Raw genomic sequence first — 20,609 nt, 5'->3', positions numbered from 1 at the left:
CGGTCAGAGGACCCTGCTCAGGAAGTCCCTGGTGCGCGGGTGACTCGGGTTGTCCAACACCTGGGCGGGCGGCCCCTGTTCGACGACGCGTCCGCCGTCGAGGAAGACGACCCGGTCGGCGACCTCGCGGGCGAAGCCGATCTCGTGGGTGACGATGACGAGGGTGGTGCCGCCGGCCGCCAGGTCCTTGATGACGGACAGCACCTCGCCGACGAGTTCGGGGTCGAGGGCGGAGGTCGGCTCGTCGAAGAGGATCACGCCGGGGCGCAGCGCGAGGGCGCGGGCGATGGCGACGCGCTGCTGCTGGCCGCCGGACAGCTGCCTCGGATAGGCGCCGGCGCGGTCGCCGAGTCCGACGCGGTGCAGCAGGTTCCGGGCGAGTTCGCGGGCCTCGCCCCGGCTGAGGCGGCCGGTGGCGACGGGTGCGGCGGCGACGTTGTCCAGGGCGGTCAGGTGCGGGAAGAGGTTGAAGTTCTGGAAGACGAAGCCGATGCGGCTGCGCTGGGCGAGGATGATCCGCTCGCTCAGCTCCTTCAGTCGCTTGCCGTCGCGGCGTACGCCGATGGGCTCCCCGCCCACGCTGACGTGGCCGGCCTCGGGCTTCTCCAGGTGGTTGACGACCCGCAGCAGGGTGGACTTGCCGGAGCCGGACGGGCCGAGGATGACGGTGACCTCGCCTGGCCGGATCGTCAGGTCGACGCCGTTCAGCACCCGGTGGGCGCCGTACCACTTGTGCACGTCGTGCACCTCGACGGCGGCCGGGGCACTCCGGTCGCTGTCCGCGGGGAGCTGGACTTCGGCGCTCATATCGCGGCCTCGCTGCGCAGGCGGGTGCGGGCCGTGGTGAGGGCGGTCCGCAGTCTCTGGAGGGGGGTGGGCGGCAGGGTGCGGGTGGCGCCGCGGGCGTAGTGACGCTCGACGTAGAACTGGACGACGGAGAAGAGGCTGGTCAGGATCAGGTACCAGACGGTGACCACCAGCAGCAGCGGCACGATGTCGCCGGGGTAGGTGGAGCCCATGGTCTGGGCGGTGCCGAACAGGTCGAGCAGGGAGACGTAGAAGACGAGCGAGGTGGCCTTGACCAGGCCGATGAGCTGGTTGACGTAGTTGGGCACGATGGAGCGCAGGGCCTGCGGGAGGACGATGCGGGTGAAGCGGTAGCCACGGGGCAGGCCCAGGGCGGCGGCGGCCTCGTGCTGGCCCTGGTCGACGGAGAGGACGCCGCCGCGGACGACCTCGGCGGCGTAGGCGGCCTCGTTGAGGCTGAGTCCGACGACGGCGACGGCCATGTCGGTGGCCAGGCGGGACTCCTCGAAGCGGAAGATGGCCGGGCCGAAGGGGACGCCGATGCTGAGGGTCTGGTAGAGCGCGGAGAAGTTGTAGAGGAAGATCAGGACGACGATCAGCGGGATGGACCGGAACGCCCACACGTAGAGCCAGCCGACCGTGCGCAGGACGGGGTTGCGGGAGAGCCGGGCCAGCGCGAGCAGCACGCCGCCGAGCAGGCCGAGGACGGCGCTGAGGGCGGTGACCTCCAGGGTGGTGAGGAGGCCTTCCAGGATGGTCGGGCGGGTGAACCAGTAGGCGAAACGGTCCCATTGGTAGAACGTGTTGGTCGCCAGCCCGTGGACGAACTGGGCGGCCAGGACGAGGACGACGGCGGTGGCGATCCACCGGCCGGGCCGGCGCAGCGGCTGGACGCGCTGGGCGTGCGCGGGGCGGTCGGTTTCGCGGGCGGCGAGACCGGTGGCGGCCTCGGCGGACGGATCGTGGGTCTTGGCTGCGGCGTCGAGGGACACGACTGTCCCCGGGAGTTCACTCATGGCGGCTCCAGCGGAGTCGGGAACCCGGGACCCGTCGTGGTGGGGGCGGCCCACGGCACCGCGAGGACGGGGAGACGTCTCGCGGTGGGGGCGGCGCGCCAGGGACGTACGGGGCCGGGAGCTGGGCGGACAACGGCACACCGCTCGGGCGGTGTGCGGCAGGGAGCCGGGGGCTGCGGTGGGTCGTCAGCCCCGGCTGCGGCCGGACGCCGTACACAGGGCGCTGTTGACCCGGAGCAGGTCGACGGCGCGGTTGGCGACGAGGAGCTGTGCGGCGGGGGGTACGCAGCCCTGGGGGCGGCGCGGGGCCGTCCGGGGAGCTGCGTACATGTCCGTCACCTGTCACCGTTCCGGCCCCGTGGGGCCCTCGCGCTTACCGAATCGTCGTCCGGTCCGGTCGTCACCTGGGGCACCCCACCGCGGCGCGAGGGTTGCCGGTCAGCGAGCCAGGGCTTGTCGCTGACGCTCATGACCGTTCTGGCGTAAGTAAGTCAGGCGTCCCCGTCGAAGTCAACGGTCGTCCACCTGATGGAACGCCGAATGAGACGATCAGGGCCGGTGGGCGCGTCGGGCGGCGTCGGCGTGGGCGTGCCAGTCCAGGATCTGGACGGCCGAGCCGGCGGCCTCCAGGCCCCGGCAGCCGGCGTGATGCCGTCGGGCGATGCCGTCGAGGTCGAGGTGGGCGCCGAAGGCGGGATGGGCGGTGAGCCGGCGGGCGTGCGCCCACAGGGCCGGGTGGTCGGCGACGCGGTGCACGGCCCGGGCGTCGAGGTGATGGCGGTGCACGGTGTCGAGCTGGACCAGCGCCACCCACAACACCACGTCGGCAGCGGTGAGTTGATTGCCCCTCACATACTCGCTCCCGGTGAGCATCCGGTCCAGTTCGCCCAGTGCGCCGAGCAGTGCCTCCAGCGCCTCGGCCCGCTCCTCGGGCCCGGCGTCGGCCCGCCCGGCGCGCTGCGCCGCCTCGTCGACGCCCTGGGCGCACAGCCGCTCGACGGCGCGGATCCCGGCCTCGGCGGCGGGCGGGTAGAGGGCGGCCCGGCCGTCGCCGAAGTGCTGGTCCAGGTCGCGCATGATGTCGGGGGCGTGGGTGCTGACGATCCGGCCGGACCAGTCGTCGCTGAGCACCGGCGCCAGGGCCGGCCCCTGGTAGCGGTGGGCGCTCGCCTCGTACAGCGGGCGCAGTGCCGTGTGCCCGCCGGGACAGTCGGGGACGGCGGGCAGGAAGGTCACCGGACAGGTGTCGCCGATGCCGAGCAGGCTGTGCGTGACGGCGATGGCCAGCCCCTGCGGGCAGGCGGTGGACAGATGGAGGCGGTAGCGGCGCGGCACGGCGTAGTGGCCGCTGCGCGGGTCCCGGCCGATACGGCCCCGGAAGGCGGGGGCGGTCCGGGCGGCGGGGTGGGCGGCCTGCGGTGTGACGGACATGGGTCTCCCCGGGTACGGGCGCGCGGACGCGCGCGCTGCGGAAGCGATGACGGAGTCGTGACGGCCGCGGCGGCCGGTTCGGCGGGGGTGCCGCCCCCGCGCTCAGGCCAGCGGGACGGCGCTGGAGACGCGCAGCAGATCGATGTGACGGCGGGAGGTGAGCAGGGGCGCGGTGCGCGGGGACGAGGGCCGCGCCGTACGGCTGCGGCTCGCACGGTCGGTGACCGGCTCAAGGCGCCCCATGATTCCCTACCTGTTCACTAGGATTCCTCACTGGAGTGTCATGCCGCCCCGAGTGCCAGTCAAGAGGAGCGCACGCCGCCGTCCGGAACGTGAGACGGCCATGGCGGCCGGGGGACGGCCTCCGGAGTGAAGCGACCGCAGGCGACCCGGGAAGCAGCGCGGGAAAACGGCCTAAGCGCACACCGGCTCCTCCGCTCCGCCCCACGCCCGCGTCTCACGACCCGGGACGGACAGAGGGAAGCACTCAAGCGCTCCTCCTCCGAGGGCCCGCGGTCGGTGCCGTGCGCCTGCTGCGGCGGCGCTGTGGAACTCGGTGTCCGGTTGCCGGAGCACGGTGTCGGAACCCCGAAGGGGTCGGCGTGCTCATCGCGGCCGACGGCCCCTCGGCTCCCTGCCCGGGCCGCCTTCGGGGCCGCGGGCACCTCCGAAACCGGCCTTCGGCCTGCGGCTGGGCCGCTCCGCGGCACCAGGCGGCGCCGAGGCGGCGCGAAGCGTCTTCCGGCAGGGCGGCGGTCAGAAGACAGCGCTCTGCAGGTGGTCGAGAGCTGCCTTCGCGAGGTCGTGGGCCCCTCGCCGGCCCCGAGTGCGGTCTGGGCGGCAACGGGCTGGAGACAGCTCCGCAGGGCCGCCAGCGAGCGGGAGCCCGGCCGTCCCAGGCTCCACTGTCCCGATCGGATGCCCTGTCGGAGGGCCGCGTGCAGGTCGCCAGGGGCACCTGTGCCGCAGGCAGAGCTGCGGTCCGCCACCGCCCCGGACGGCGAGGCGCTGTGGATCTCGCCCGCTCTGCGGACCCGCGCCCACGATCCGGTCGGCGGCCGGTGCCGCTACGAGACACAGGCCGCGCCGCCGGTGGCCGGATCAGGAGGGCGGCGGGTTCCGGCACCCGATCGCGGCACGCGTCACGTTCCGCAGGAGGTGTGGCGGCCCGTTCTCCGGGATCGCCCGTCGGTCGTCAGCCGCCGTCAGCGATACGGGCCGCCCACCTCTGCTCCACCTTGGCCAGCCGCCAGTACCCCAGCGCGGCCGCCCACACGACCACGAACAGGCCGACGATGATGTACCCGACGTTGTCCAGGTCCAGGTCAGCGATCCAGCCGGTCACCGCGTCGGTCAGATCGAGCTTCTCGTGCAGCACCCCGACCAGTTCGATGGTGCCGATCAGGAAGGCGACGGCGATGGACAGGCCGGTGATGGTGAGGTTGTAGAACACCTTGCGCACCGGGTTGGAGAACGCCCACTGGTAGGCGAAGTTCATGAAGGTGCCGTCCAGCGTGTCGAACAGGCTCATGCCCGCGGCGAACAGCAGCGGCAGGCACAGGACCGCGTACCACGGCAGTCCCGCCGCCGCGCCGCTGCCCGCCATCACCATCAGGGTCACCTCGGTGGCGGTGTCGAAGCCGAGGCCGAACAGGAAGCCCAGCGGGTACATCTGCCCGGGGCGGGTGATCGACCTGGTGAAACGGCCCAGGACGCGGTTCATGAAACCCCTGGAGTCCAGGTGCGCTTCGAGCGCCTCCTCGTCGTACGTGCCCGATCGCATCGCCCGGAAGACCCGCAGGATGCCGGCGAGGGCCACGAGGTTGAGCGCCGCGATGAGGTAGAGGAAGGTCCCGGAGACGGTCGTGCCGACCACGCCGAGCGTCTGGTGGGTGCGGGAGTCGTCGTCGAGCAGGGTGCCGGCGACGTGCGCGCCTCCCGCGACCAGCGCCGCCATGACGATCACTACGCTGGAGTGGCCGAGCGCGAACCAGAAGCCGACCGACACCGGCCGCTTGCCGTCGGCCATCAGCTTGCGGGTGGTGTTGTCGATGGCGGCGATGTGGTCGGCGTCGAACGCGTGCCGCATGCCCAGGGTGTACGCGGTCACGCCGAGGCCGATCCCGAACGCCTTGGAACCGATCTCGTAGTGCCCCGGCACCACGAGCAGGAACAGGACGCCGAACGCCACGACGTGCAGCGCGGCGATCACCGTCAGGAGTCCGGCGGTGCGGACGGTGTCCTCACGCCGCCAGTGGAAGCCGGCGGGGCGGGTGGGTCCGGCGGGTCCCGCAGGTCCCGCGGGTCCGGTGGGCAGGGTCATGCGGTCACGCTCCAGCACCTCGTGGATCACTTCGTGAAGCGCCGTGGCCGGTCTCCTGGCTTACGGGTACGCGCGTGTCCGTCCCGGTCTTCCCACCCGCCGGACGGCGGACAGTGACCGTGCACTACTGGGACGGAAACTCCCCGATCACAGTGGCGAGGGCCGCTCCGGCCTGGATCCCTCCACCAGCGAGGGACCGTCACCGGTCTTCCCGAGCACCACGGCCCGGTCACGATAGGAGGCTGCGCTCATTGCTGCATAGCTGCGCAGCCGTGCAGGTGCGCAAGATCACAATCGTCCGCCTGCGAAGATGGCCCCATGCACCTGGTCCCTTCAGAGCGCGCCGGCCGACGCACCATCGACGGCCACCGGGTCTGCGACGCCATCGCCGCCATCGGTGAGCCCGGCCACGTCCACGCCTGGGCCGAGCGGTTCTCCCTGCTCTCCGACCCCGGACGCCTCGCCCTGCTCATGGCTCTGCACCGAACCGGCCCGCTCGCCGTGTCGGACCTCGCGATCGCGACCGGCATGAACGACCCCGCCGTCTCCCAGGCCCTGCGCCTGCTGCGCGCCGCCGGTGTCGTGGCGGGCGAGAAGGAGGGACGTGTGGTGCGCTACCGGATCGTCGACCCGATCACTTCCGACCTGCTGGAGCGCTGCAAGCCACTTGACCGGGCCACCTGACGGACAGAGGCGGACGGCGGTCCGGTCGGCATCTCCACCCTGCCGTCGAACCACATCAGAAGTCACCTGGCTTCATGACCGGAGGCCACCGATCGTCGCCGACCACCCATCCGACCCGGCCGGAGTGACGACCACTCACCTGCCGTTCCCCTGCGTGTCATGGTCGTAGCGGGTGGCGACGGCCTGGTCGGGCGGGCAGAAGCGCAGGACGGATCACCTCCAGCCCCGACCGTCCTCGCCTGCTGACACGAGTCAAGGGACGCTGGTCCCCACCTGGTCCCCAGAAATGATCAGAGGGCGGTTTCGGATTCCTCCGAAACCGCCCTCTGATCTGCGACTCCATCGAGTCGGGACGACAGGATTTGAACCTGCGACCCCTTGACCCCCAGTCAAGTGCGCTACCAAGCTGCGCCACGTCCCGATGCGTTCGTGCGGTGAACCGCGCGAACGCGCAGGTAAACCTTACCGCACGTGAGCGGGTGCCCCCGCGCGGGTCAGGGCCGGCGGGTGCTCAGCGGGGGCTCGCGGTCGGTTCGGCGGCGAAGTCGGACTCCGGGTCCACGTCCTTGGCGTAGGCGACGAAGTCGTCGACCATGCGGTGGAACAGGGTGGCCAGCTGGCGCAGTTCGCCGGCCGACCAGCCGGACAGGGCGGCCTCCATGCCACGGGCGCCGACCTCGCGGATCCGGGCGATGGCGTCCCGGCCCGCCTCGGTGAGGCGGATGCGCTGCGCGCGCCGGTCGTCGGGGTCGGGGACCCGGGAGACGTAACCGGACTTCTCCAGCTGCTGCACCGTCCGCGTGACGTGGGAGGCTTCCACGCCCAGCCGGTTGGCCAGTTCACCGGGGCGCTGCGGCTCGGAGTCGGCGATCTGGCGCAGCAGCGCCACGGCCGCGCGGTCCAGCGGCACGCCCGCCAGGCCCATCAGCTTCTCGTGCTGCCGGGCCCGCGTGCTCAGGTAGGTGATCCGGGTCAGCGCTCGCTCGATCTCGGCCACCTCGGGCGAGACGGGACCGGTCGGCGATGATGCAATGGGCATGCGCCCCAGCCTACCATATCGTTGCGTTACTCAAGTAGTTTGCGGACGCGCACAGTGTGAGCAGGGGCCGCCGGCCGTCCCCCTCGGACGGCCGGCGGCACGCGCGGTGTGACGCCCGGCGCTCGCCGGCTCGTGCGGGGCCGGGCCCAACCGAGCCGCGCCACAGGCCAGTTCGCACCACACCTTCGGTGTCGCGGGTACCCCGTCCGGCGTGGGACGCACCACCGGCGTCACATCCGCCCCCCGAAGCGCCCCACCCTCTGCCCCTACTTGATGATCGCGTTGGCCACGACCACGAACAGCCCCAGCAGGGCGTCCCCCACACCCGTCGCCAGCGCGATCGTCCAGCGGCGGCCCGCCCATCTGGCCGACAGCAGGCCGAGGACGAACAGCAGGGTGATGTTGAGCGTGAAGGCCGGGTACTCGACGCCGTCGGCCGGCCACCAGCCCCAGCCCGCGCCCGCCAGGATGAGGACGGTGGGCAACATCGCCGCCACCAGCGGCCACTCGGCGGCCAGGGCGCGCAGGACCTGCCCGCGGCGGTGCGGGCCGCGGTCCGCGATGTAGTGGGCGTAGCCGTGCGCGAGGGCGGAGGCGAAGGCCGTCACCAGCAGCCAGGCGGCGTCGTATCGGCGGCTCGCGCCGGACTCGTGGCCGTGGAAGGTGAGCGCGGCGACCATCGCGCTGGCCACCACGGCCCCGTAGACCCCGCCGAACAGCAGCATGGAACGGGCGTCGTGCGCCGGCCGCCGGGGGACGGCCGCCGTGGGGTCCGCCATGGGTGCTCTCTTCGCGGGCGTGGCGTGCGGGACGGTTCCCTCAACGATCGCCCGGACCTGCGGCGGACGCCACTTCGCACGGCCCGCAGCGGCGCGACAGCGGTGCGGCGCTCCCGGGCACGCGTCAACGGCGCCGGGCGCTCGCCCGTCACCTCCACGTGCGCGACGAAGTGTCCGTCCCGGTGCCCCGCTCCCCCACACTCTGTCCAGGTCGCGGGGGCGGTGGCCGCCGTTAGGGTCGGCGCATGACCGACAGCTTCCCGCTCGCCAGCTTCCCGCTCCATGTGCCCGACGCCGACCTCGTGCCCGAACCGCTCGACCCGGCGCAGATCCTCTCCGGGGCGCCCGAGGTGACCGGCAAGGTGGTGCACGAGTCGGCGGACGGCCGCCAGATCCGCGGCATCTGGCAGATCACCCCCGGCGTCGTCACCGACACGGAGGCGGACGAGATGTTCGTGGTGCTCAGCGGTTCGGCGACCGTCGAGGTCGAGGGCGGCCCCACCCTGCGCGTGGGGCCCGGGGACCTGGCGGTGCTCCGCGCGGGCGACCGTACGACGTGGACGGTGCACGAGACGCTGCGCAAGGTGTACGCGATCAGCCTCTGACGGCGCGCCGGCGGCGCGCCCGGTGCCGCTCGCAGGCCTCGGCGGCCCGGCTCACGCGCCCCGCCACACGTTCGCGAAGGCCGCGGCCTCGATAGCGCGGCGCTGGCGTACGGCCTCCAGCTCCATCACCGCGTCGTGGACGGCGGCCAGGACGGCGAGGGCCGTGTCGTCGGCGACCGCCGGGTCCGCCGGGGTCAGCTCCTCGCGGATCCCGACGGCCGCGGCCAGCGCGAGCAGCACCGGTTCGTCCGCAGCCCACCGGTACGCCGCCCGCCGCCGGGCCTCGGTGTCGCTGAGCACGGTGCGTCCGCCCCGGAAGGGCAGCCAGCGGCTGCGCTCCCAGGTGACCTGGCCCTCCGCCTCCAGCGCGGCGAGATACGCCGACGACAGGCCGCGGCCGCGCCGCCAGAGCCAGTCCGGCAGCGGCTCGTACGGCTCCTCTTGCACGAGCGCGGCGGCGGCCTCGGCCAGCAGGCCGTCCTCCGGGTCGGGGCCGGTCAGGGGCGCGAGACGGTCGCCCCGCAGCCGGACGGTCCCGGTCCGGAGCAGGTCGTAGGCCTCGGCGCCGGCCAGGGCGAGCGAGAGGTCTCCGCGTCCCAGGGGCCGGCTGGGCGCCACGTCCAGGGCGACGATCATCAGATCCCGCGGTGTGCTCATGGTGCTCCCCGTCAAAGGGCGTGTCCGACACTGCGCCGCCGGATGACCGGCGTGGGACATGGCGCTCGGTTCTCTTACCGGCCGACTGTAGCGCGGCAAGGTCACGGGCGTACGGCGGGCGGGAGCCGGCTCGGGCGGGCTCCCCGTCCCGGCGCCGCCCCGCACCGTCTCGCACACGCCCCACGGGACCGCCCGCTCCCTCGCGCAAGGCCACCCGGTCGCACCCCCGCGGGAACCGCCCGCCACACCTCGCGGGAGCGGCTCCCGACGCCCCACGGCAACCGCCCCTCACGCCCCGCAGGACCGCAGGAAGCGCCGGGTGCGTACGGCAACGGGCAGCGGACGCTCCGGGTCGCAGGGGTACATGTCCTGCTCCACGATGGCGAACAGGTCCACCCCCAGCCGCTGCGCGGCCACCAGCACCGGCTCCAGCTCCGGTACGCCGGACGGCGGTTCGCACATCACCCCGCGCTGGACGGCCGGTCCGAACGGCAGCCCGTCCGCGACGACTTCGGCGAGGACCGCCGGATCGACCTGCTTGAGGTGCAGATAGCCGATCCGCTCGCCGTAGGTCTCGATCAGTTCGACGCTGTCGCCTCCGCAGTAGGCGTAGTGCCCGGTGTCCAGGCACAGGTTGACCAGTTCGGAGTCGGTGGAGTCGAGGAAGCGTTCGACGTGGACCTCGGTGTCGATGTGGGTGTCGGCGTGCGGGTGGACGACGATGTCGAGGCCGTAGGTCTCCTTGACCTCGTGGCCGAGGCGTTCCATGCCCTTGGTCAGGTGGACCCACTGCTCGGTGGTCAGCTCGGGCGGTTCCAGGATCTCGGCGGTCTTGTCGTCGCGCCAGAAGGAGGGGATGACGACGAGGTGCCGGGCGCCCATGGCCCGGGTGAGGGCGGCGACCCGGCCGACCTGGTCCCAGGTGGACTCCCAGACGGACGGGCCGTGGTGCAGTCCGGTGAAGACGGTGCCCGCCGACACGCGCAGGCCGCGCCGGGCGACCTCGTCGGCGAGACGGGCCGGGTCGGTCGGGAGGTAGCCGTAGGGGCCGAGTTCGATCCAGGAGTAGCCGGCCTCGGCCACCTCGTCGAGGAAGCGCCGCCAGGGGACCTGGCGGGGGTCGTCGGCGAACCAGACGCCCCAGGAGTCCGGGGCCGAGCCGACCCGGATGCGGTCGAGGACGGGGGCCATGTCAGCGGTTTCCCTTCCGAAGACGCCGGTACGGGTCCGGGAGCCGACCCGGCGGCCATGGCCTCGGGCGGGTCCGCGGGGTGTGAGAGCGGGATGCGGGGAGCGGGGAGCGGGGAGCGGGGAGCGGGGAGCGGTCCATGCTTCCCGCACCCTGGGACGCCGTCAACCCGTCCTTCCCCGGACAGGTCCGTATGTATGTACAAAGCCAAGCATGGACAGGAGTGCGCCGGGGGACCTACACCTGGGAGGCGGCGGCCCCGCGATCCGGCGCCGCCCCGGTTCGATCGAGGAGCGTCGCGCATGGCCGAGCCAGACGGGTCCGCCCAGGTCTTCGACCTGATCACCATGGGCCGCATCGGGGTCGATCTGTACCCGCTGCAGTCCGGGGTGCCCCTGGCGCGGGTGGAGACCTTCGGGAAGTTCCTGGGCGGCTCGGCGGCCAACGTGGCCGTCGCCGCCGCCCGGCTCGGCCGGTCCGCCGCCGTGATCACCCGCACCGGCGACGACCCGTTCGGCGCCTACCTGCACGAGGCGCTGAAGGAGTTCGGCGTGGACGACCGCTGGGTCGCGCCGGTCGACGCGCTCCCGACGCCGGTCACGTTCTGCGAGATCTTCCCGCCGGACGACTTCCCGCTCTACTTCTACCGCCGCCCCAAGGCGCCCGACCTGGAGATCCACCCGGGCGAACTGGACCTGGACGCGATCCGCGCGGCCCGGGTCTTCTGGGTGACCGGCACCGGGCTGAGCGAGGAGCCCAGCCGCTCGGCCACACTCGCCGCGCTGGCGGCCCGCGCCCGGACGGGCACGACGGTCTTCGACCTCGACTGGCGCCCCATGTTCTGGCCGGGCGGCGGCGAAGCCTCCGACGGCGTCTGTCCGGTCCGGCCCGGCCCTCCCGGCGGCGCCGAGCGGGCCCGCCCCCACTACGCCGAGGCGCTGCGCCACGCCACCGTCGCGGTCGGCAACCTGGACGAGTGCGAGGTCGCCACCGGTGTGCGCGAGCCGGAGGCCTGCGCCGAGGCGCTGCTGGCGGCGGGAGTGGAGCTGGCCGTGGTCAAACAGGGTCCCGCGGGCGTGCTGGCGGTGCACCGCGACGGCGCCCGGGCCTCGGTCCCGCCCGTACCGGTGGAGGTCGTCAACGGGCTCGGCGCGGGCGACGCGTTCGGCGGCGCGCTCTGCCACGGGCTGCTGGCCGGCTGGGACCTGACGACGACGATGCGCTACGCCAACGCGGCCGGCGCGCTGGTCGCCTCGCGACTCGCCTGCTCGGCCGCGATGCCCACCGGCGCCGAGGTCGACGCCCTCCTCGCCCGCGCCGCCGCCGGAACCTCCCCGCCCCCGCCCTGATCACGGCCTCTTCCGACACCCCGCCCGATACCCCGGTGTTTCGCCCGCCCGTCGAGGAGGCAGCCGATGTCCAGCCCGTACCATCTGCCCGCCGGCCAGGCCGCCGACGGCCCGTACGCCGTGGCCGTCACCCCGGAGTACGCCGGCTGGGGCCACGCCGGGCTGCGCGTGCTGGAGCTGCCGGAAGGCGCTTCGCACACCTTCGACACCGGCGACAGCGAGTGGATCGTGCTCCCGCTCGGCGGCGGCTGCACGGTGACGGCCGTGGACGACTTCGGCCACGAGATGTTCCGCCTCACCGGCCGCGACAGCGTGTTCGACGGTGTCAGTGACTTCGCGTACGTGCCGCGCGACGCCCGGGCGACCGTCTTCGCGCCCCGCGGCGGACAGTTCGCGCTCACCGGGGCCCGGTGCACCCGGCGGCTGCCCGCCCGCTACGGTCCCGCCGCCGGGGTGCCGGTGGAGCTGCGCGGCAGCGGCGCCTGCTCCCGGCAGGTGAACAACTTCGCGGCGGCCGGGGTGTTCGCCTGCGACCGGCTGATCGCGGTCGAGGTGCTCACGCCGGGCGGCAACTGGTCCTCCTTCCCTCCGCACAAGCACGACGAGCACCGCCCCGGCGAGGAGTCCGTGCTGGAGGAGATCTACTACTTCGAGTTCGCCGCGCACGACGGCGTCCCGGGCCTCGGCTACCAGCGGGTCGCGCCGTCGGGACACGGCCGGGCCACGGACGTGCTGGCCGAGGTGCGCGGCGGCGACGTCGTCCTGATCCCGGACGGCTGGCACGGTCCGTCGATGGCCGTGCCCGGCCACCACATGTACTACCTGAACGTCATGGCGGGCCCGGACCCCGAGCGCGCCTGGCTGATCAGCGACCACCCCGACCACGCCTGGGTCCGCGACACCTGGCCGGACCAGCCGGTCGACCCCCGGCTGCCCCTGTACACGCCTCCTTCTCCGTAAGCCGCCGAAGCGGCCCGGCGACCCGACCCCCGTGAGATCCCCGATGTCAGTGAGGTACCGACCATGACCGAGCCCAGCGGGCCGCCCGCGTCCACGGTCCGGCTGACCGTCGCCCAGGCCCTGGTGCGCTTCCTCGCCGCCCAGCACACCGAGCGGGACGGCGTACGGCACCGGCTGATCGCCGGGATGTGGGGCGTCTTCGGGCACGGCAACGTCGCCGGCATCGGCCAGGCCCTCGTCGACCACGCGGACGTGATGCCCTATCACCAGGGCCGCAACGAACAGGCGATGGTGCACGCGGCGGTCGGCTACGCCCGGCAGCGCGGGCGGCTGTCCACCCAGGCGGTCACCACGTCCATCGGGCCGGGCGCGACCAACCTCGTCACCGGCGCGGCGCTGGCCACGATCAACCGCCTGCCGGTGCTGCTCCTGCCCGGCGACTACTTCGCCTCCCACGTGGCCGATCCGCTCCTCCAGCAGCTGGAGCACCCCTCGGCGGGGGACGTGTCCGTCAACGACGCCCTGCGGCCCGTCTCCCGCTGGTTCGACCGGATCACCCGGCCCGAGGCGCTGATCGGGTCCGCGCTCGAGGCGGTGCGGGTGCTGACCGATCCGGCCGAGACGGGCGCGGTCACCCTCGCGCTGCCGCAGGACGTGCAGGCGGAGAGCCGCGACTGGCCGGTGGAGTTCTTCGCCGAGCGGGTGTGGCGGGTCAGGCGGCCCGCTCCCGACCCGGCCGAACTCGCCGACGCCGCCGCCGCGATCCGGCGCGCCGCCCGTCCGCTGATCGTGGCCGGCGGCGGCGTCCGGCACAGCGCGGCCGAGGGCGCGCTGGCGGCGCTGGCGGACGCCACCGGCATCCCGGTCACCGTCACGCAGGCGGGCAAGGGTGTGCTGCGCCACGACCATCCGGCCGAGGTGGGCGGCATCGGGCACACCGGCACGGCGGTCGCCGACGAGCTGGCCCGCACGGCCGACCTGGTCGTGGGCGTCGGCACCCGCTACACCGACTTCACCACCGCTTCCGGCACCCTCTTCCAGAACCCGGACGTACGGTTCGTCAACCTGAACATCACCTCGTTCGACGCCCACAAGCTGGCGGCGTCCCCCCTCGTCTGCGACGCCCGCACCGGGCTGACCGCGCTCGCCGACGCCCTGGCCGGACACCGGGTGGCCGCCGCGTACGAGGCCGGGTACCGGGCGGGCAAGGAGCGGTGGGGGAAGGTGGTCGAGGCGGCGTACCGGGCGGCGGACGACAGCGCCGTGCCGAGCCAGACGCAGGTGCTCGGCGCGCTGGACTCGGTGGTGGACGACACGGACGTGGTGATCAACGCGGCCGGCTCGCTCCCCGGCGATCTGCACAAGCTGTGGCGGGCTCGCTCGTCGCGCCAGTACCACGTGGAGTACGGCTACTCCTGCATGGGCTACGAGATCCCGGCCGCGATCGGCGTGCAGCAGGCCGCGCCGGACGTCCCGGTGTGGGCGCTGGTCGGCGACGGGACGTATCTGATGATGCCGACCGAGATCGTCACGGCCGTCCAGGAGGAACTGCCGATCAAGGTGGTGCTGATCCAGAACCACGGGTACGCCTCGATCGGCGGCCTGTCGGAGTCGGTGGGCGCCGAACGCTTCGGCACGGCCTACCGGCGGCGCGCGCCCGACGGCTCGCTGACCGGGGAGCCGCTGCCCGTGGACCTGGCCGCCAACGCCGCGAGCCTCGGCATGGACGTACTGCGCCCCAGGACCGTGGCGGAGCTGCGCGCGGCGCTGCGCACGGCCCGCGCCGCCGCCCGTCCGACGTGCGTGTACGTCGAGACGGACCCGTCCGGGGACGCTCCCGGGGCACAGGCGTGGTGGGACGTGCCGGTGGCGGAGGTGGCCGCCCGGCCGGCGGCGGTCGAGGCCCGCGAGCGCTACGTCCGCGAGGCGGCGCGGCGGCGCCGCCCGCTGTGAGGGCGGCGGGCCGGGACTGCGGATGCAGCGCGGCGGGGCGGGTGCCGGGACGCCGCCGCCGGCGCGGCGGGCGGCTTCGGAACCCGGGTGGACGCGGCTGGCCAGGTGTGTGTCGTGGCTACGTGCCGCCGGTTGCGGACGGCACGCCGGCCGGGCCGACGGGTGTGTCGCCACGCAGGGTGATGCGGTGCATCACGCGGTGCTGGTCGCCGTAGTCGCGGTTGGCGTAGTGAGCGGTGCTGCGGTTGTCCCACAGGGCGACGTCGCCGCGCTGCCAGCGGTGGCGCACGACGTGTTCCGGCTTGGTGAGGTGGGCGTAGAGGATGTCGAGCAGGCCCCGGCTCTCGTGCTCGGAGACGCCGACGATGTGCGAGGTGAAGCCCGGGTTGACGAACACCGGCCCGAGCGGGACCGTCGGACGGTGGTGGGGAGCGTCGGAGGTCAGCGACGCGGGGTCAGCGACAACACGGAGCCGCGCGTCGGCACAGGTCGATGACCAGGCGTCGCACCAAAGGCTCGTGATTCATGGGGCCCATTTCTACAGGAGCCACAGCACGGCACCAAGAGACGTCCCACTTAGTGGACGGCCGGTTGAGACCGGTCGCGGTGGCGACGGCACGCACGCCTGCTGGGCGTCACGATCACATCGCTGAACTGCGCTTCTTCTCCCGGGGCGTCGAGTGGGGTGATCTCATAGTGTGAACAAGGCCGTCACATAGGCCACTTGGCCCATGGCCGACGTACCGGGTGCCGGTGCCGGTGCTGGTGTCCGGTGTGCAGGAGAAGCGCCCGGGGGACGGACCACGACCCGGTGGCGGATGAGGGCCGGTTCCGGCCCTCATCCGCCACCGATGGGTCAGCGCGGGACATCCGCCGTTCGCGCCGAACCCGCCGCTCCCGCCGGCTCCGGCAGCGGGCCTCTCGCCGAGGCCGGGCCACCGGCCAGCTCCCCCGCGCGGCCGTGCAGACCGAGGGCGGCGACGGACACGGCGAGCAGCGGCACGACGAGCGCGGCGCGGTAGCCGTCCAGCACGGCCTGCGGCCCGGCGCCGTCGGTCGCGGCGGTGAGGACCGCGCCGGCCGACGACAGACCGAGTGCGGCCCCGAACCGGACGCAGGAGGTACAGCAGCCCGCCCACGCCCCGCTCGTCCTCGCCGACGCGGCCCCCGGGAATGCCGAAGGCCGGTCTCGGATGTCTCCGAAGCCGGCCCTGGACTACGACTCTCACGAGTCGGGACGACAGGATTTGAACCTGCGACCCCTTGACCCCCAGTCAAGTGCGCTACCAAGCTGCGCCACGTCCCGTCGCGGTCACGGCGGGTGAACCGCGTGATCGCGCGAACGTCACTTTACCGCACGTCCGGCCCCGCGCCGAAAGGGGCGCGGAGCCAGGGGGAGAATCGACCCATGAGCAGTGCATCCTCCAGGCGGCCCGACGGCGCGCGGGACCGGGACAGCGAGGGGCGGGCGCGCAACGCCCGGCCGCGCGACGGGCTCGGCCGCCCCCTGTCCTACGGCGCCGACGGCGTGCCCCGGCAGCCCGAGGGGGTGGTGCGCACGCCCCCGGAGACGGTGGCCGAGGCGCAGGCGCTGCTGGACGCCGGGCGGCCGTTCCACGCACACGAGGTGTTCGAGGACGCCTGGAAGTCGGGCCCGGACATCGAGCGCACCCTGTGGCGCGGGCTGGCGCAGCTGGCCGTCGGGCTCACCCACGCGGCCCGCGGCAACACCACCGGCGGCGCCCGGCTGCTGCGGCGCGGGGCGGGCGCCGTGACGCAGTGGACGGCTGAGACCGGGGTGCGCGATCCGCACGGCATGGACACGGACGGGCTGGTCGCCTGGGCCCGGGAGCTGGCGGACGCGGTCGAGGACGGCACTGCCGGGACCGTGGACGCGGCCGCGCGAGCGCCCCGGCTGCGCGGCGGCTCCAGCGGCCCCAGCGGTCCCAGCGGCTGACGGTTCCCCCCGGGGCCCGAGCGGGCCCGCCGGTCTCGCGGTCGGTGCCGCACCGGTGTACGCCCCGTGCGCGCCGTACGGCAGACTCGGGGCGTGCGAAAGATCCATGTCATCGGCATCGGCGCGGGCGACCCCGACCAGCTCACCCTCCAGGCGGTCAGGGCGCTGCGCGACACGGACGTGTTCTTCGTCCTGGACAAGGGCGAGGTGAAGTCGGACCTCGTCCAGCTGCGCCGGGGCATCCTGGAGGCGCATGTGCCGGCGGGGACGTACCGCGTGGTCGAGGCGCGGGACCCGGAGCGGGACCGGGCGGCGGACGGGGCCGGCTACTCCCCCGCCGTCGGGGACTGGCGCAGCGCCCGCGCGGACGTCTACGAGCGGCTGATCGCCGGGGAACTGGACGCGGACGGGCGCGGCGCGTTCCTGGTGTGGGGCGATCCGTCCCTGTACGACAGCACGCTCGGGATTCTGGAGGAGGTGCTGGACCGGGGCTCGGTGGCGTTCGAGTACGACGTCGTGCCCGGCGTCAGCAGCGTCTCCGCGCTGGTGGCCCGGCACCGTACGGGGCTGAACCGGGTCGCCCGGCCGGTGCAGATCACCACGGGGCGGCGGCTCGCGGAGGGGTTCCCGCAGGGCGTGGACGACGTGGTGGTGATGCTCGACGCCCACCAGGTCTTCCGGCAGTACGCCGATCAGGACATCGACATCTACTGGGGCGCCTACATCGGCACCCCGGACGAGATCCTCGTCTCGGGGCCGATCGCCGAGGCGGGCCCCCGGATCGAGCGGCTGCGCGCGGAGGCGCGGGAGCGGAAGGGATGGGTCATGGACACCTATCTGCTGCGCCGCCGGCCACGGGAGTAAGCAGTCGGGCGCGGGCGCGCCGGCCCGCCGGGGGCGAGGCCTCCCCCGACGCCGAGCGCGTCCTGGCGAGCGTCGCGTCCCGTGTCACCGCGGCTCGGCCACGGGTGTGGCCGCGCGGGATACGGAGTGCTGGAAGCCAGGCCGGTGCGGCCGCCGGTCCAGGGGCCGTCCGGGCCCGTTCCGGCCGACCCCGTGGTCGGACAACGGGCCCACCTGCCAGCCGGCCTCGCGGCAGGCGGTCGCCAGGGCGGGCAGGGCGCCGAGGGCCGCGTGCCAGCAGCCGGGCGCGGAGGCGCGGTCGGAGTCGTGCAGCAGGACCGTGCCGCCGCCGCGCAGGTCGGCACGGACCGTGGCCTCGACCGAGGCGGGCGTGGCCCGCGCCGTCCAGTCCCGGCCCCAGGCGGTCCACAGCACCGGACGCAGGCCGAGCCGCCGGGCCGCCGTCCAGCGGCCGCCGGTGAGGATGCCGTAGGGCGGCCGGTACCAGACCGGGCGGATGCCCGTGACCTCGTGCACGGCGCGCACGGCCCGCGCGGTCTCCCCGAGGTCGCGGCCGGGTGCGGGCAGCCAGGGACGGCTGTGGGTCCAGCCGTGCACGCCGATCTCATGGCCCCGCCCGGCGATGTCCCGGGTGACTTCCGGATGGCGGACGACGCTCTCGCCGAGGACGAAGAAGGTGGCGCGCACGCCGAGCCGGTCCAGTTCGTCCAGGAAACGGGGCGTGGACGCGGGATCGGGGCCGTCGTCGAAGGTGAGCGCCACATGGCCCGGGTGGCCGTGGCCGGCCAGGCGCGGGAGGCAGGCGGCGCGGAAGCGCGGCAGCCAGGTGGCGGCCGGGACGATGTGCGCGGCGGCGACGGCGAACGGCGCCAGGGCCGCCGCGACCGTCCGCGCGCTGCCACGTGTCGGTGTCGTCTCCCCCATGGCCTGCTCCCTTCTGCTCCGGTCGAGGAATTCTGCTCCGGTCCCTGCCCCTGTCACGGCCGCCGCTCCGCTCCGGTCAGGCCGTCCTCGGTGCGCTCAGGCCCGTCGTGGTGCCCTCCCGGGCCCGTTCGGGTGTCGGTCACCTGCTCTCGGCCGGTGCTTGGCGGCGTCGTCCGTTCCGCGCGGCCACGGGGCGGGGGGTCGTCGCCGCGGGTCGGGCGTCCCACTCGCCCGAGACCTCGGGGCAGCGGGCCAGGCCGACCGTGCCCGCCGCGATCAGGACGAGGCCGGCCGCCTCGGGCAGGACGCGCGCGCCCAGCGCGATGTGCTCCCCGAACAGCGCCCAGCCGAGCGCCGTGCCGGCCAGCGCGTCCCCCAGGGTGAGCGCGGGCTGGGAGGCGACCAGGGAGCCGGCCCGGAAGGCGCACTGGAGCAGCCCGAAGGCGGCGAGGCCGGCGACGGCGGTGGCGTACGTCGTCCAGTGCGCCGCCAGGGCCTCCGGGCCCTCGGGGAACCGTCCCGTCACCTCCTTCAGAAGCGCGGCCGTCACCGCGAACAGCACGGCGGAGGCCAGACCGAGGACGGCCGCCCGGGGCGCGGCGCGGACGAGCCGTGCGACCACGACCAGGACGAGCACCGCGCATCCCACGCCCACGGCGACGGGGACCCAGCGCGACGCGTCGGCGGTGGACCGGCCGGCGGACGGCGCGGCGGCGCCGAGGAAGAGGGCGAGGCCCGCGGCCAGCGCCAGGAAGGACAGCCAGGTGGTGCGGCCCGGGCGGCGGTGGAAGACGGCTCCGCCGATGGCGAGCATGAACAGCAGTTCGCTCGCCAGCAGCGGCTGGACGACCGAGAGGCTCCCCACGGCGAGCGCGGCGGCCTGCGCCACGGCGGACCCGGCCAGCAGGCCGGCCCCGGCCGCCCACGACAGCCGCCGGCCGCGACGCGACGGGCTCGGCGAGCCGGACAGGCCGTCAGCACCGCTCGGGATCGCCCCCGGCTCCATCGCGGCGCGCCGCATCAGGACCGAGGCGGTGGCGTTGGCGCAGGCGGCGAGCAGGGCGAGGAGGACGGTGAGCGCGTTCACCCCGGCCCTCTCAGCCGAAGCGCGAGGCGAGCCGGCGGTACAGGGCGGGGGCCGCGCCGCGCACCCGGCCGGGGAGCCGTGTCCAGCCGGGGACGTACACCTCGTCCCGGCCGCGCGCGACCGCCTCCCACACCGCGTCGGCGACCCGGCTCGCCGGGACCGGTTTCGGCCGTGAGCGCCGGTAGGGTGCGCCGCGGCGGTCGAAGAACGGGGTGTCCACGACGCCGGGCACGACATGGCTGATGCCCACCCCGGTGCCCCGCAGTTCGTAGCGCACGGCGTCGGCGAAGGCGCTCAGCGCGGCCTTCGTGGCGGAGTAGGCCGCCTCGTCGCGCACCCCGACCGTGCCCGCCAGGGAGCCGATGATGACCACGCGGCCGGCGCCCTGGCCGACCATGCCGGGCAGCAGCAGCCGTACGAGCCGCAGGGTGGCGAGGACGTTGACGTCGAACATCTCGTCGATGGTGTGCTGCGGCATGGTGTGGAACGGTCCGGCCCAGCCGATGCCCGCCCCGGCCACCAGCAGGTCCACCCGGCCGACGCTGTCCAGTGCGAACTCGGCGAGGCGCCGCTCGGCGTCCGGCCCGGACAGATCCGCCGGATAGGCGAGCGCGGAGGTGCCCCGGGCGACTTCCTCCAGTCGGGTGCGGTCGCGTCCGTTGAGGACCAGGTGCCAGCCGCCCTCCGCGGCCAGCCGGTGGGCGACGGCCGCGCCGATCCCGGAGGAGGCGCCGGTCACGAGCGCGCCCCCGCCGAGCGGTGTGCCGCCGACCGCGTGGCGGCGCGAGGTGCTCGGCACCGCCGGGGCCTCGACCGGGGTCCTGGAGCCTGACCGGGCGCGGGAAGGGGCTTGGGACATCGGAGCGCACCTCTGGGTCGACGGTGACCGTGGGCCGCCGGTGCGGCCCCGGCGGTCCGGGACGGCCGTGCCGGGGGTGAGGTATCCCGGGGGCCGGAACCGAAACGCTGGAACGGTCGGGGTTGC

At 74.3% G+C, this 20,609-nt stretch carries 21 protein-coding genes, 2 tRNA genes, 1 pseudogene and 2 riboswitches; of the genes and pseudogenes, 7 read left to right on the top strand and 17 right to left on the bottom strand.

Annotated elements, in window-relative coordinates; translation table 11 throughout:
- Nucleotides 1-3: 3 nt before the first annotated feature.
- The 6 genes from AB0N63_RS17410 to AB0N63_RS17385 all read right to left on the bottom strand — a co-directional run bounded on the left by AB0N63_RS17410 (nt 4) and on the right by AB0N63_RS17385 (nt 5,577).
- On the bottom strand, nt 4-807 hold the full coding sequence (locus AB0N63_RS17410) for an amino acid ABC transporter ATP-binding protein (RefSeq protein ID WP_365529848.1): 804 nt from the start codon (nt 805-807) through the stop codon (nt 4-6).
- The gene (locus tag AB0N63_RS17405; RefSeq protein WP_365529847.1) at nt 804-1,823 is read right to left on the bottom strand and encodes an amino acid ABC transporter permease; all 1,020 of its coding nucleotides are present in this window, start codon (nt 1,821-1,823) and stop codon (nt 804-806) included. Before AB0N63_RS17405 ends, AB0N63_RS17410 begins: the two co-directional genes overlap by 4 nt.
- A gap of 186 nt (nt 1,824-2,009) precedes the next feature.
- Entirely contained in the window at nt 2,010-2,153 is a 144-nt protein-coding gene (locus tag AB0N63_RS17400) for a hypothetical protein (protein WP_158694059.1), read from the bottom strand.
- A 34-nt stretch (nt 2,154-2,187) separates the two neighbouring features.
- A riboswitch (SAM riboswitch) is annotated at nt 2,188-2,297 on the bottom strand.
- A gap of 75 nt (nt 2,298-2,372) precedes the next feature.
- Nucleotides 2,373-3,254, bottom strand: coding sequence for a glutathione S-transferase C-terminal domain-containing protein (locus tag AB0N63_RS17395; protein WP_365529846.1), 882 nt, complete (start codon nt 3,252-3,254; stop codon nt 2,373-2,375).
- Nucleotides 3,255-3,356: 102 nt separating this feature from the next.
- A complete protein-coding gene (locus tag AB0N63_RS17390) occupies nt 3,357-3,497 on the bottom strand; it encodes a putative leader peptide (protein WP_365529845.1) in 141 nt (46 codons plus the stop codon).
- A gap of 952 nt (nt 3,498-4,449) precedes the next feature.
- Nucleotides 4,450-5,577 carry a HoxN/HupN/NixA family nickel/cobalt transporter gene (locus tag AB0N63_RS17385; RefSeq protein ID WP_365529844.1) on the bottom strand — a complete coding sequence of 376 codons (1,128 nt, stop codon included), beginning with the start codon at nt 5,575-5,577 and terminating at the stop codon, nt 4,450-4,452.
- Between the two features lie 27 nt (nt 5,578-5,604).
- Nucleotides 5,605-5,815, bottom strand: a riboswitch (cobalamin riboswitch).
- Between the two features lie 80 nt (nt 5,816-5,895).
- Here AB0N63_RS17385 and AB0N63_RS17380 point away from each other — a divergent pair.
- Nucleotides 5,896-6,261 (top strand): metalloregulator ArsR/SmtB family transcription factor, encoded by a 366-nt coding sequence (locus AB0N63_RS17380; RefSeq protein WP_365529843.1) that lies wholly within the window; start codon nt 5,896-5,898, stop codon nt 6,259-6,261.
- Nucleotides 6,262-6,608: 347 nt separating this feature from the next.
- On the opposite strand, the gene AB0N63_RS17375 is transcribed toward AB0N63_RS17380, so the two are convergent.
- From AB0N63_RS17375 to AB0N63_RS17365, 3 genes are all read right to left on the bottom strand, one after another.
- A tRNA-Pro gene (locus AB0N63_RS17375) sits at nt 6,609-6,682 on the bottom strand.
- A 90-nt stretch (nt 6,683-6,772) separates the two neighbouring features.
- Nucleotides 6,773-7,300: a MarR family transcriptional regulator gene (locus AB0N63_RS17370; RefSeq protein ID WP_365529842.1), complete on the bottom strand. Its 528-nt coding sequence runs from the start codon at nt 7,298-7,300 to the stop codon at nt 6,773-6,775.
- A gap of 266 nt (nt 7,301-7,566) precedes the next feature.
- Nucleotides 7,567-8,079: a hypothetical protein gene (locus AB0N63_RS17365; RefSeq protein ID WP_365529841.1), complete on the bottom strand. Its 513-nt coding sequence runs from the start codon at nt 8,077-8,079 to the stop codon at nt 7,567-7,569.
- 245 nt (nt 8,080-8,324) lie between these two features.
- On the opposite strand from AB0N63_RS17365, the gene AB0N63_RS17360 reads away from it, so the two are divergent.
- A complete protein-coding gene (locus AB0N63_RS17360; protein WP_365529840.1) occupies nt 8,325-8,684 on the top strand; it encodes a cupin domain-containing protein in 360 nt (119 codons plus the stop codon).
- Between the two features lie 51 nt (nt 8,685-8,735).
- On the opposite strand, the gene AB0N63_RS17355 is transcribed toward AB0N63_RS17360, so the two are convergent.
- A complete protein-coding gene (locus tag AB0N63_RS17355; protein ID WP_365529839.1) occupies nt 8,736-9,341 on the bottom strand; it encodes a GPP34 family phosphoprotein in 606 nt (201 codons plus the stop codon).
- Nucleotides 9,342-9,629: 288 nt separating this feature from the next.
- Nucleotides 9,630-10,532 carry a sugar phosphate isomerase/epimerase gene (locus tag AB0N63_RS17350; RefSeq protein ID WP_365529838.1) on the bottom strand — a complete coding sequence of 301 codons (903 nt, stop codon included), beginning with the start codon at nt 10,530-10,532 and terminating at the stop codon, nt 9,630-9,632.
- A gap of 300 nt (nt 10,533-10,832) precedes the next feature.
- On the opposite strand from AB0N63_RS17350, the gene iolC reads away from it, so the two are divergent.
- The 3 genes from iolC (at nt 10,833) to iolD (ending at nt 14,792) form a co-directional block, all read left to right on the top strand.
- Nucleotides 10,833-11,879, top strand: a complete 1,047-nt coding sequence (iolC, locus tag AB0N63_RS17345) for a 5-dehydro-2-deoxygluconokinase (protein WP_365529837.1) — start codon at nt 10,833-10,835, stop codon at nt 11,877-11,879.
- Between the two features lie 66 nt (nt 11,880-11,945).
- Nucleotides 11,946-12,839: a 5-deoxy-glucuronate isomerase gene (gene iolB / locus AB0N63_RS17340; protein WP_365529836.1), complete on the top strand. Its 894-nt coding sequence runs from the start codon at nt 11,946-11,948 to the stop codon at nt 12,837-12,839.
- A 63-nt stretch (nt 12,840-12,902) separates the two neighbouring features.
- The gene (iolD, locus tag AB0N63_RS17335; protein ID WP_365529835.1) at nt 12,903-14,792 is read left to right on the top strand and encodes a 3D-(3,5/4)-trihydroxycyclohexane-1,2-dione acylhydrolase (decyclizing); all 1,890 of its coding nucleotides are present in this window, start codon (nt 12,903-12,905) and stop codon (nt 14,790-14,792) included.
- A 118-nt stretch (nt 14,793-14,910) separates the two neighbouring features.
- Here iolD and AB0N63_RS17330 read toward each other — a convergent pair.
- From AB0N63_RS17330 to AB0N63_RS17320, 3 genes and pseudogenes are all read right to left on the bottom strand, one after another.
- Nucleotides 14,911-15,189: pseudogene (locus tag AB0N63_RS17330) on the bottom strand (TauD/TfdA family dioxygenase); the annotation flags it as partial.
- 459 nt (nt 15,190-15,648) lie between these two features.
- Nucleotides 15,649-15,825, bottom strand: a complete 177-nt coding sequence (locus AB0N63_RS17325; protein WP_365529834.1) for a hypothetical protein — start codon at nt 15,823-15,825, stop codon at nt 15,649-15,651.
- A gap of 199 nt (nt 15,826-16,024) precedes the next feature.
- A tRNA-Pro gene (locus AB0N63_RS17320) sits at nt 16,025-16,098 on the bottom strand.
- A 102-nt stretch (nt 16,099-16,200) separates the two neighbouring features.
- Here AB0N63_RS17320 and AB0N63_RS17315 point away from each other — a divergent pair.
- Together AB0N63_RS17315 and cobF are read left to right on the top strand one after the other, a co-directional pair.
- Nucleotides 16,201-16,749: a DUF309 domain-containing protein gene (locus tag AB0N63_RS17315; protein ID WP_365529833.1), complete on the top strand. Its 549-nt coding sequence runs from the start codon at nt 16,201-16,203 to the stop codon at nt 16,747-16,749.
- A gap of 93 nt (nt 16,750-16,842) precedes the next feature.
- Complete coding sequence (cobF, locus tag AB0N63_RS17310) at nt 16,843-17,613, top strand: precorrin-6A synthase (deacetylating) (RefSeq protein ID WP_365529832.1); 771 nt, start codon at nt 16,843-16,845, stop codon at nt 17,611-17,613.
- Nucleotides 17,614-17,697: 84 nt separating this feature from the next.
- Here the strand turns inward: cobF and AB0N63_RS17305 are convergent, their stop codons facing one another.
- The 3 genes from AB0N63_RS17305 to AB0N63_RS17295 form a co-directional block, all read right to left on the bottom strand.
- Nucleotides 17,698-18,537, bottom strand: coding sequence for a polysaccharide deacetylase family protein (locus tag AB0N63_RS17305; RefSeq protein ID WP_365529831.1), 840 nt, complete (start codon nt 18,535-18,537; stop codon nt 17,698-17,700).
- 139 nt (nt 18,538-18,676) lie between these two features.
- The gene (locus AB0N63_RS17300) at nt 18,677-19,624 is read right to left on the bottom strand and encodes a DMT family transporter (RefSeq protein WP_365529830.1); all 948 of its coding nucleotides are present in this window, start codon (nt 19,622-19,624) and stop codon (nt 18,677-18,679) included.
- Nucleotides 19,625-19,634: 10 nt separating this feature from the next.
- Nucleotides 19,635-20,483, bottom strand: a complete 849-nt coding sequence (locus AB0N63_RS17295) for an SDR family NAD(P)-dependent oxidoreductase (protein WP_365529829.1) — start codon at nt 20,481-20,483, stop codon at nt 19,635-19,637.
- Nucleotides 20,484-20,609: the final 126 nt, after the last annotated feature.

Source organism: Streptomyces sp. NPDC093260 (assembly GCF_040683715.1).
GTDB classification, from domain to species: domain Bacteria; phylum Actinomycetota; class Actinomycetes; order Streptomycetales; family Streptomycetaceae; genus Streptomyces; species Streptomyces sennicomposti.
This window is presented reverse-complemented; position numbering and strand designations above follow the sequence as displayed.

Coding starts and splice junctions, on each gene's coding strand:
- AB0N63_RS17410 (WP_365529848.1), bottom strand. CDS start 807: ATGAGCGCCGAAGTCCAGCTCCCCGCGGACAGCGACCGGAGTGCCCCG.
- AB0N63_RS17405 (WP_365529847.1), bottom strand. CDS start 1,823: ATGAGTGAACTCCCGGGGACAGTCGTGTCCCTCGACGCCGCAGCCAAG.
- AB0N63_RS17400 (WP_158694059.1), bottom strand. CDS start 2,153: ATGTACGCAGCTCCCCGGACGGCCCCGCGCCGCCCCCAGGGCTGCGTA.
- AB0N63_RS17395 (WP_365529846.1), bottom strand. CDS start 3,254: ATGTCCGTCACACCGCAGGCCGCCCACCCCGCCGCCCGGACCGCCCCC.
- AB0N63_RS17390 (WP_365529845.1), bottom strand. CDS start 3,497: ATGGGGCGCCTTGAGCCGGTCACCGACCGTGCGAGCCGCAGCCGTACG.
- AB0N63_RS17385 (WP_365529844.1), bottom strand. CDS start 5,577: ATGACCCTGCCCACCGGACCCGCGGGACCTGCGGGACCCGCCGGACCC.
- AB0N63_RS17380 (WP_365529843.1), top strand. CDS start 5,896: ATGCACCTGGTCCCTTCAGAGCGCGCCGGCCGACGCACCATCGACGGC.
- AB0N63_RS17370 (WP_365529842.1), bottom strand. CDS start 7,300: ATGCCCATTGCATCATCGCCGACCGGTCCCGTCTCGCCCGAGGTGGCC.
- AB0N63_RS17365 (WP_365529841.1), bottom strand. CDS start 8,079: ATGGCGGACCCCACGGCGGCCGTCCCCCGGCGGCCGGCGCACGACGCC.
- AB0N63_RS17360 (WP_365529840.1), top strand. CDS start 8,325: ATGACCGACAGCTTCCCGCTCGCCAGCTTCCCGCTCCATGTGCCCGAC.
- AB0N63_RS17355 (WP_365529839.1), bottom strand. CDS start 9,341: ATGAGCACACCGCGGGATCTGATGATCGTCGCCCTGGACGTGGCGCCC.
- AB0N63_RS17350 (WP_365529838.1), bottom strand. CDS start 10,532: ATGGCCCCCGTCCTCGACCGCATCCGGGTCGGCTCGGCCCCGGACTCC.
- iolC (WP_365529837.1), top strand. CDS start 10,833: ATGGCCGAGCCAGACGGGTCCGCCCAGGTCTTCGACCTGATCACCATG.
- iolB (WP_365529836.1), top strand. CDS start 11,946: ATGTCCAGCCCGTACCATCTGCCCGCCGGCCAGGCCGCCGACGGCCCG.
- iolD (WP_365529835.1), top strand. CDS start 12,903: ATGACCGAGCCCAGCGGGCCGCCCGCGTCCACGGTCCGGCTGACCGTC.
- AB0N63_RS17315 (WP_365529833.1), top strand. CDS start 16,201: ATGAGCAGTGCATCCTCCAGGCGGCCCGACGGCGCGCGGGACCGGGAC.
- AB0N63_RS17305 (WP_365529831.1), bottom strand. CDS start 18,537: ATGGGGGAGACGACACCGACACGTGGCAGCGCGCGGACGGTCGCGGCG.
- AB0N63_RS17295 (WP_365529829.1), bottom strand. CDS start 20,483: ATGTCCCAAGCCCCTTCCCGCGCCCGGTCAGGCTCCAGGACCCCGGTC.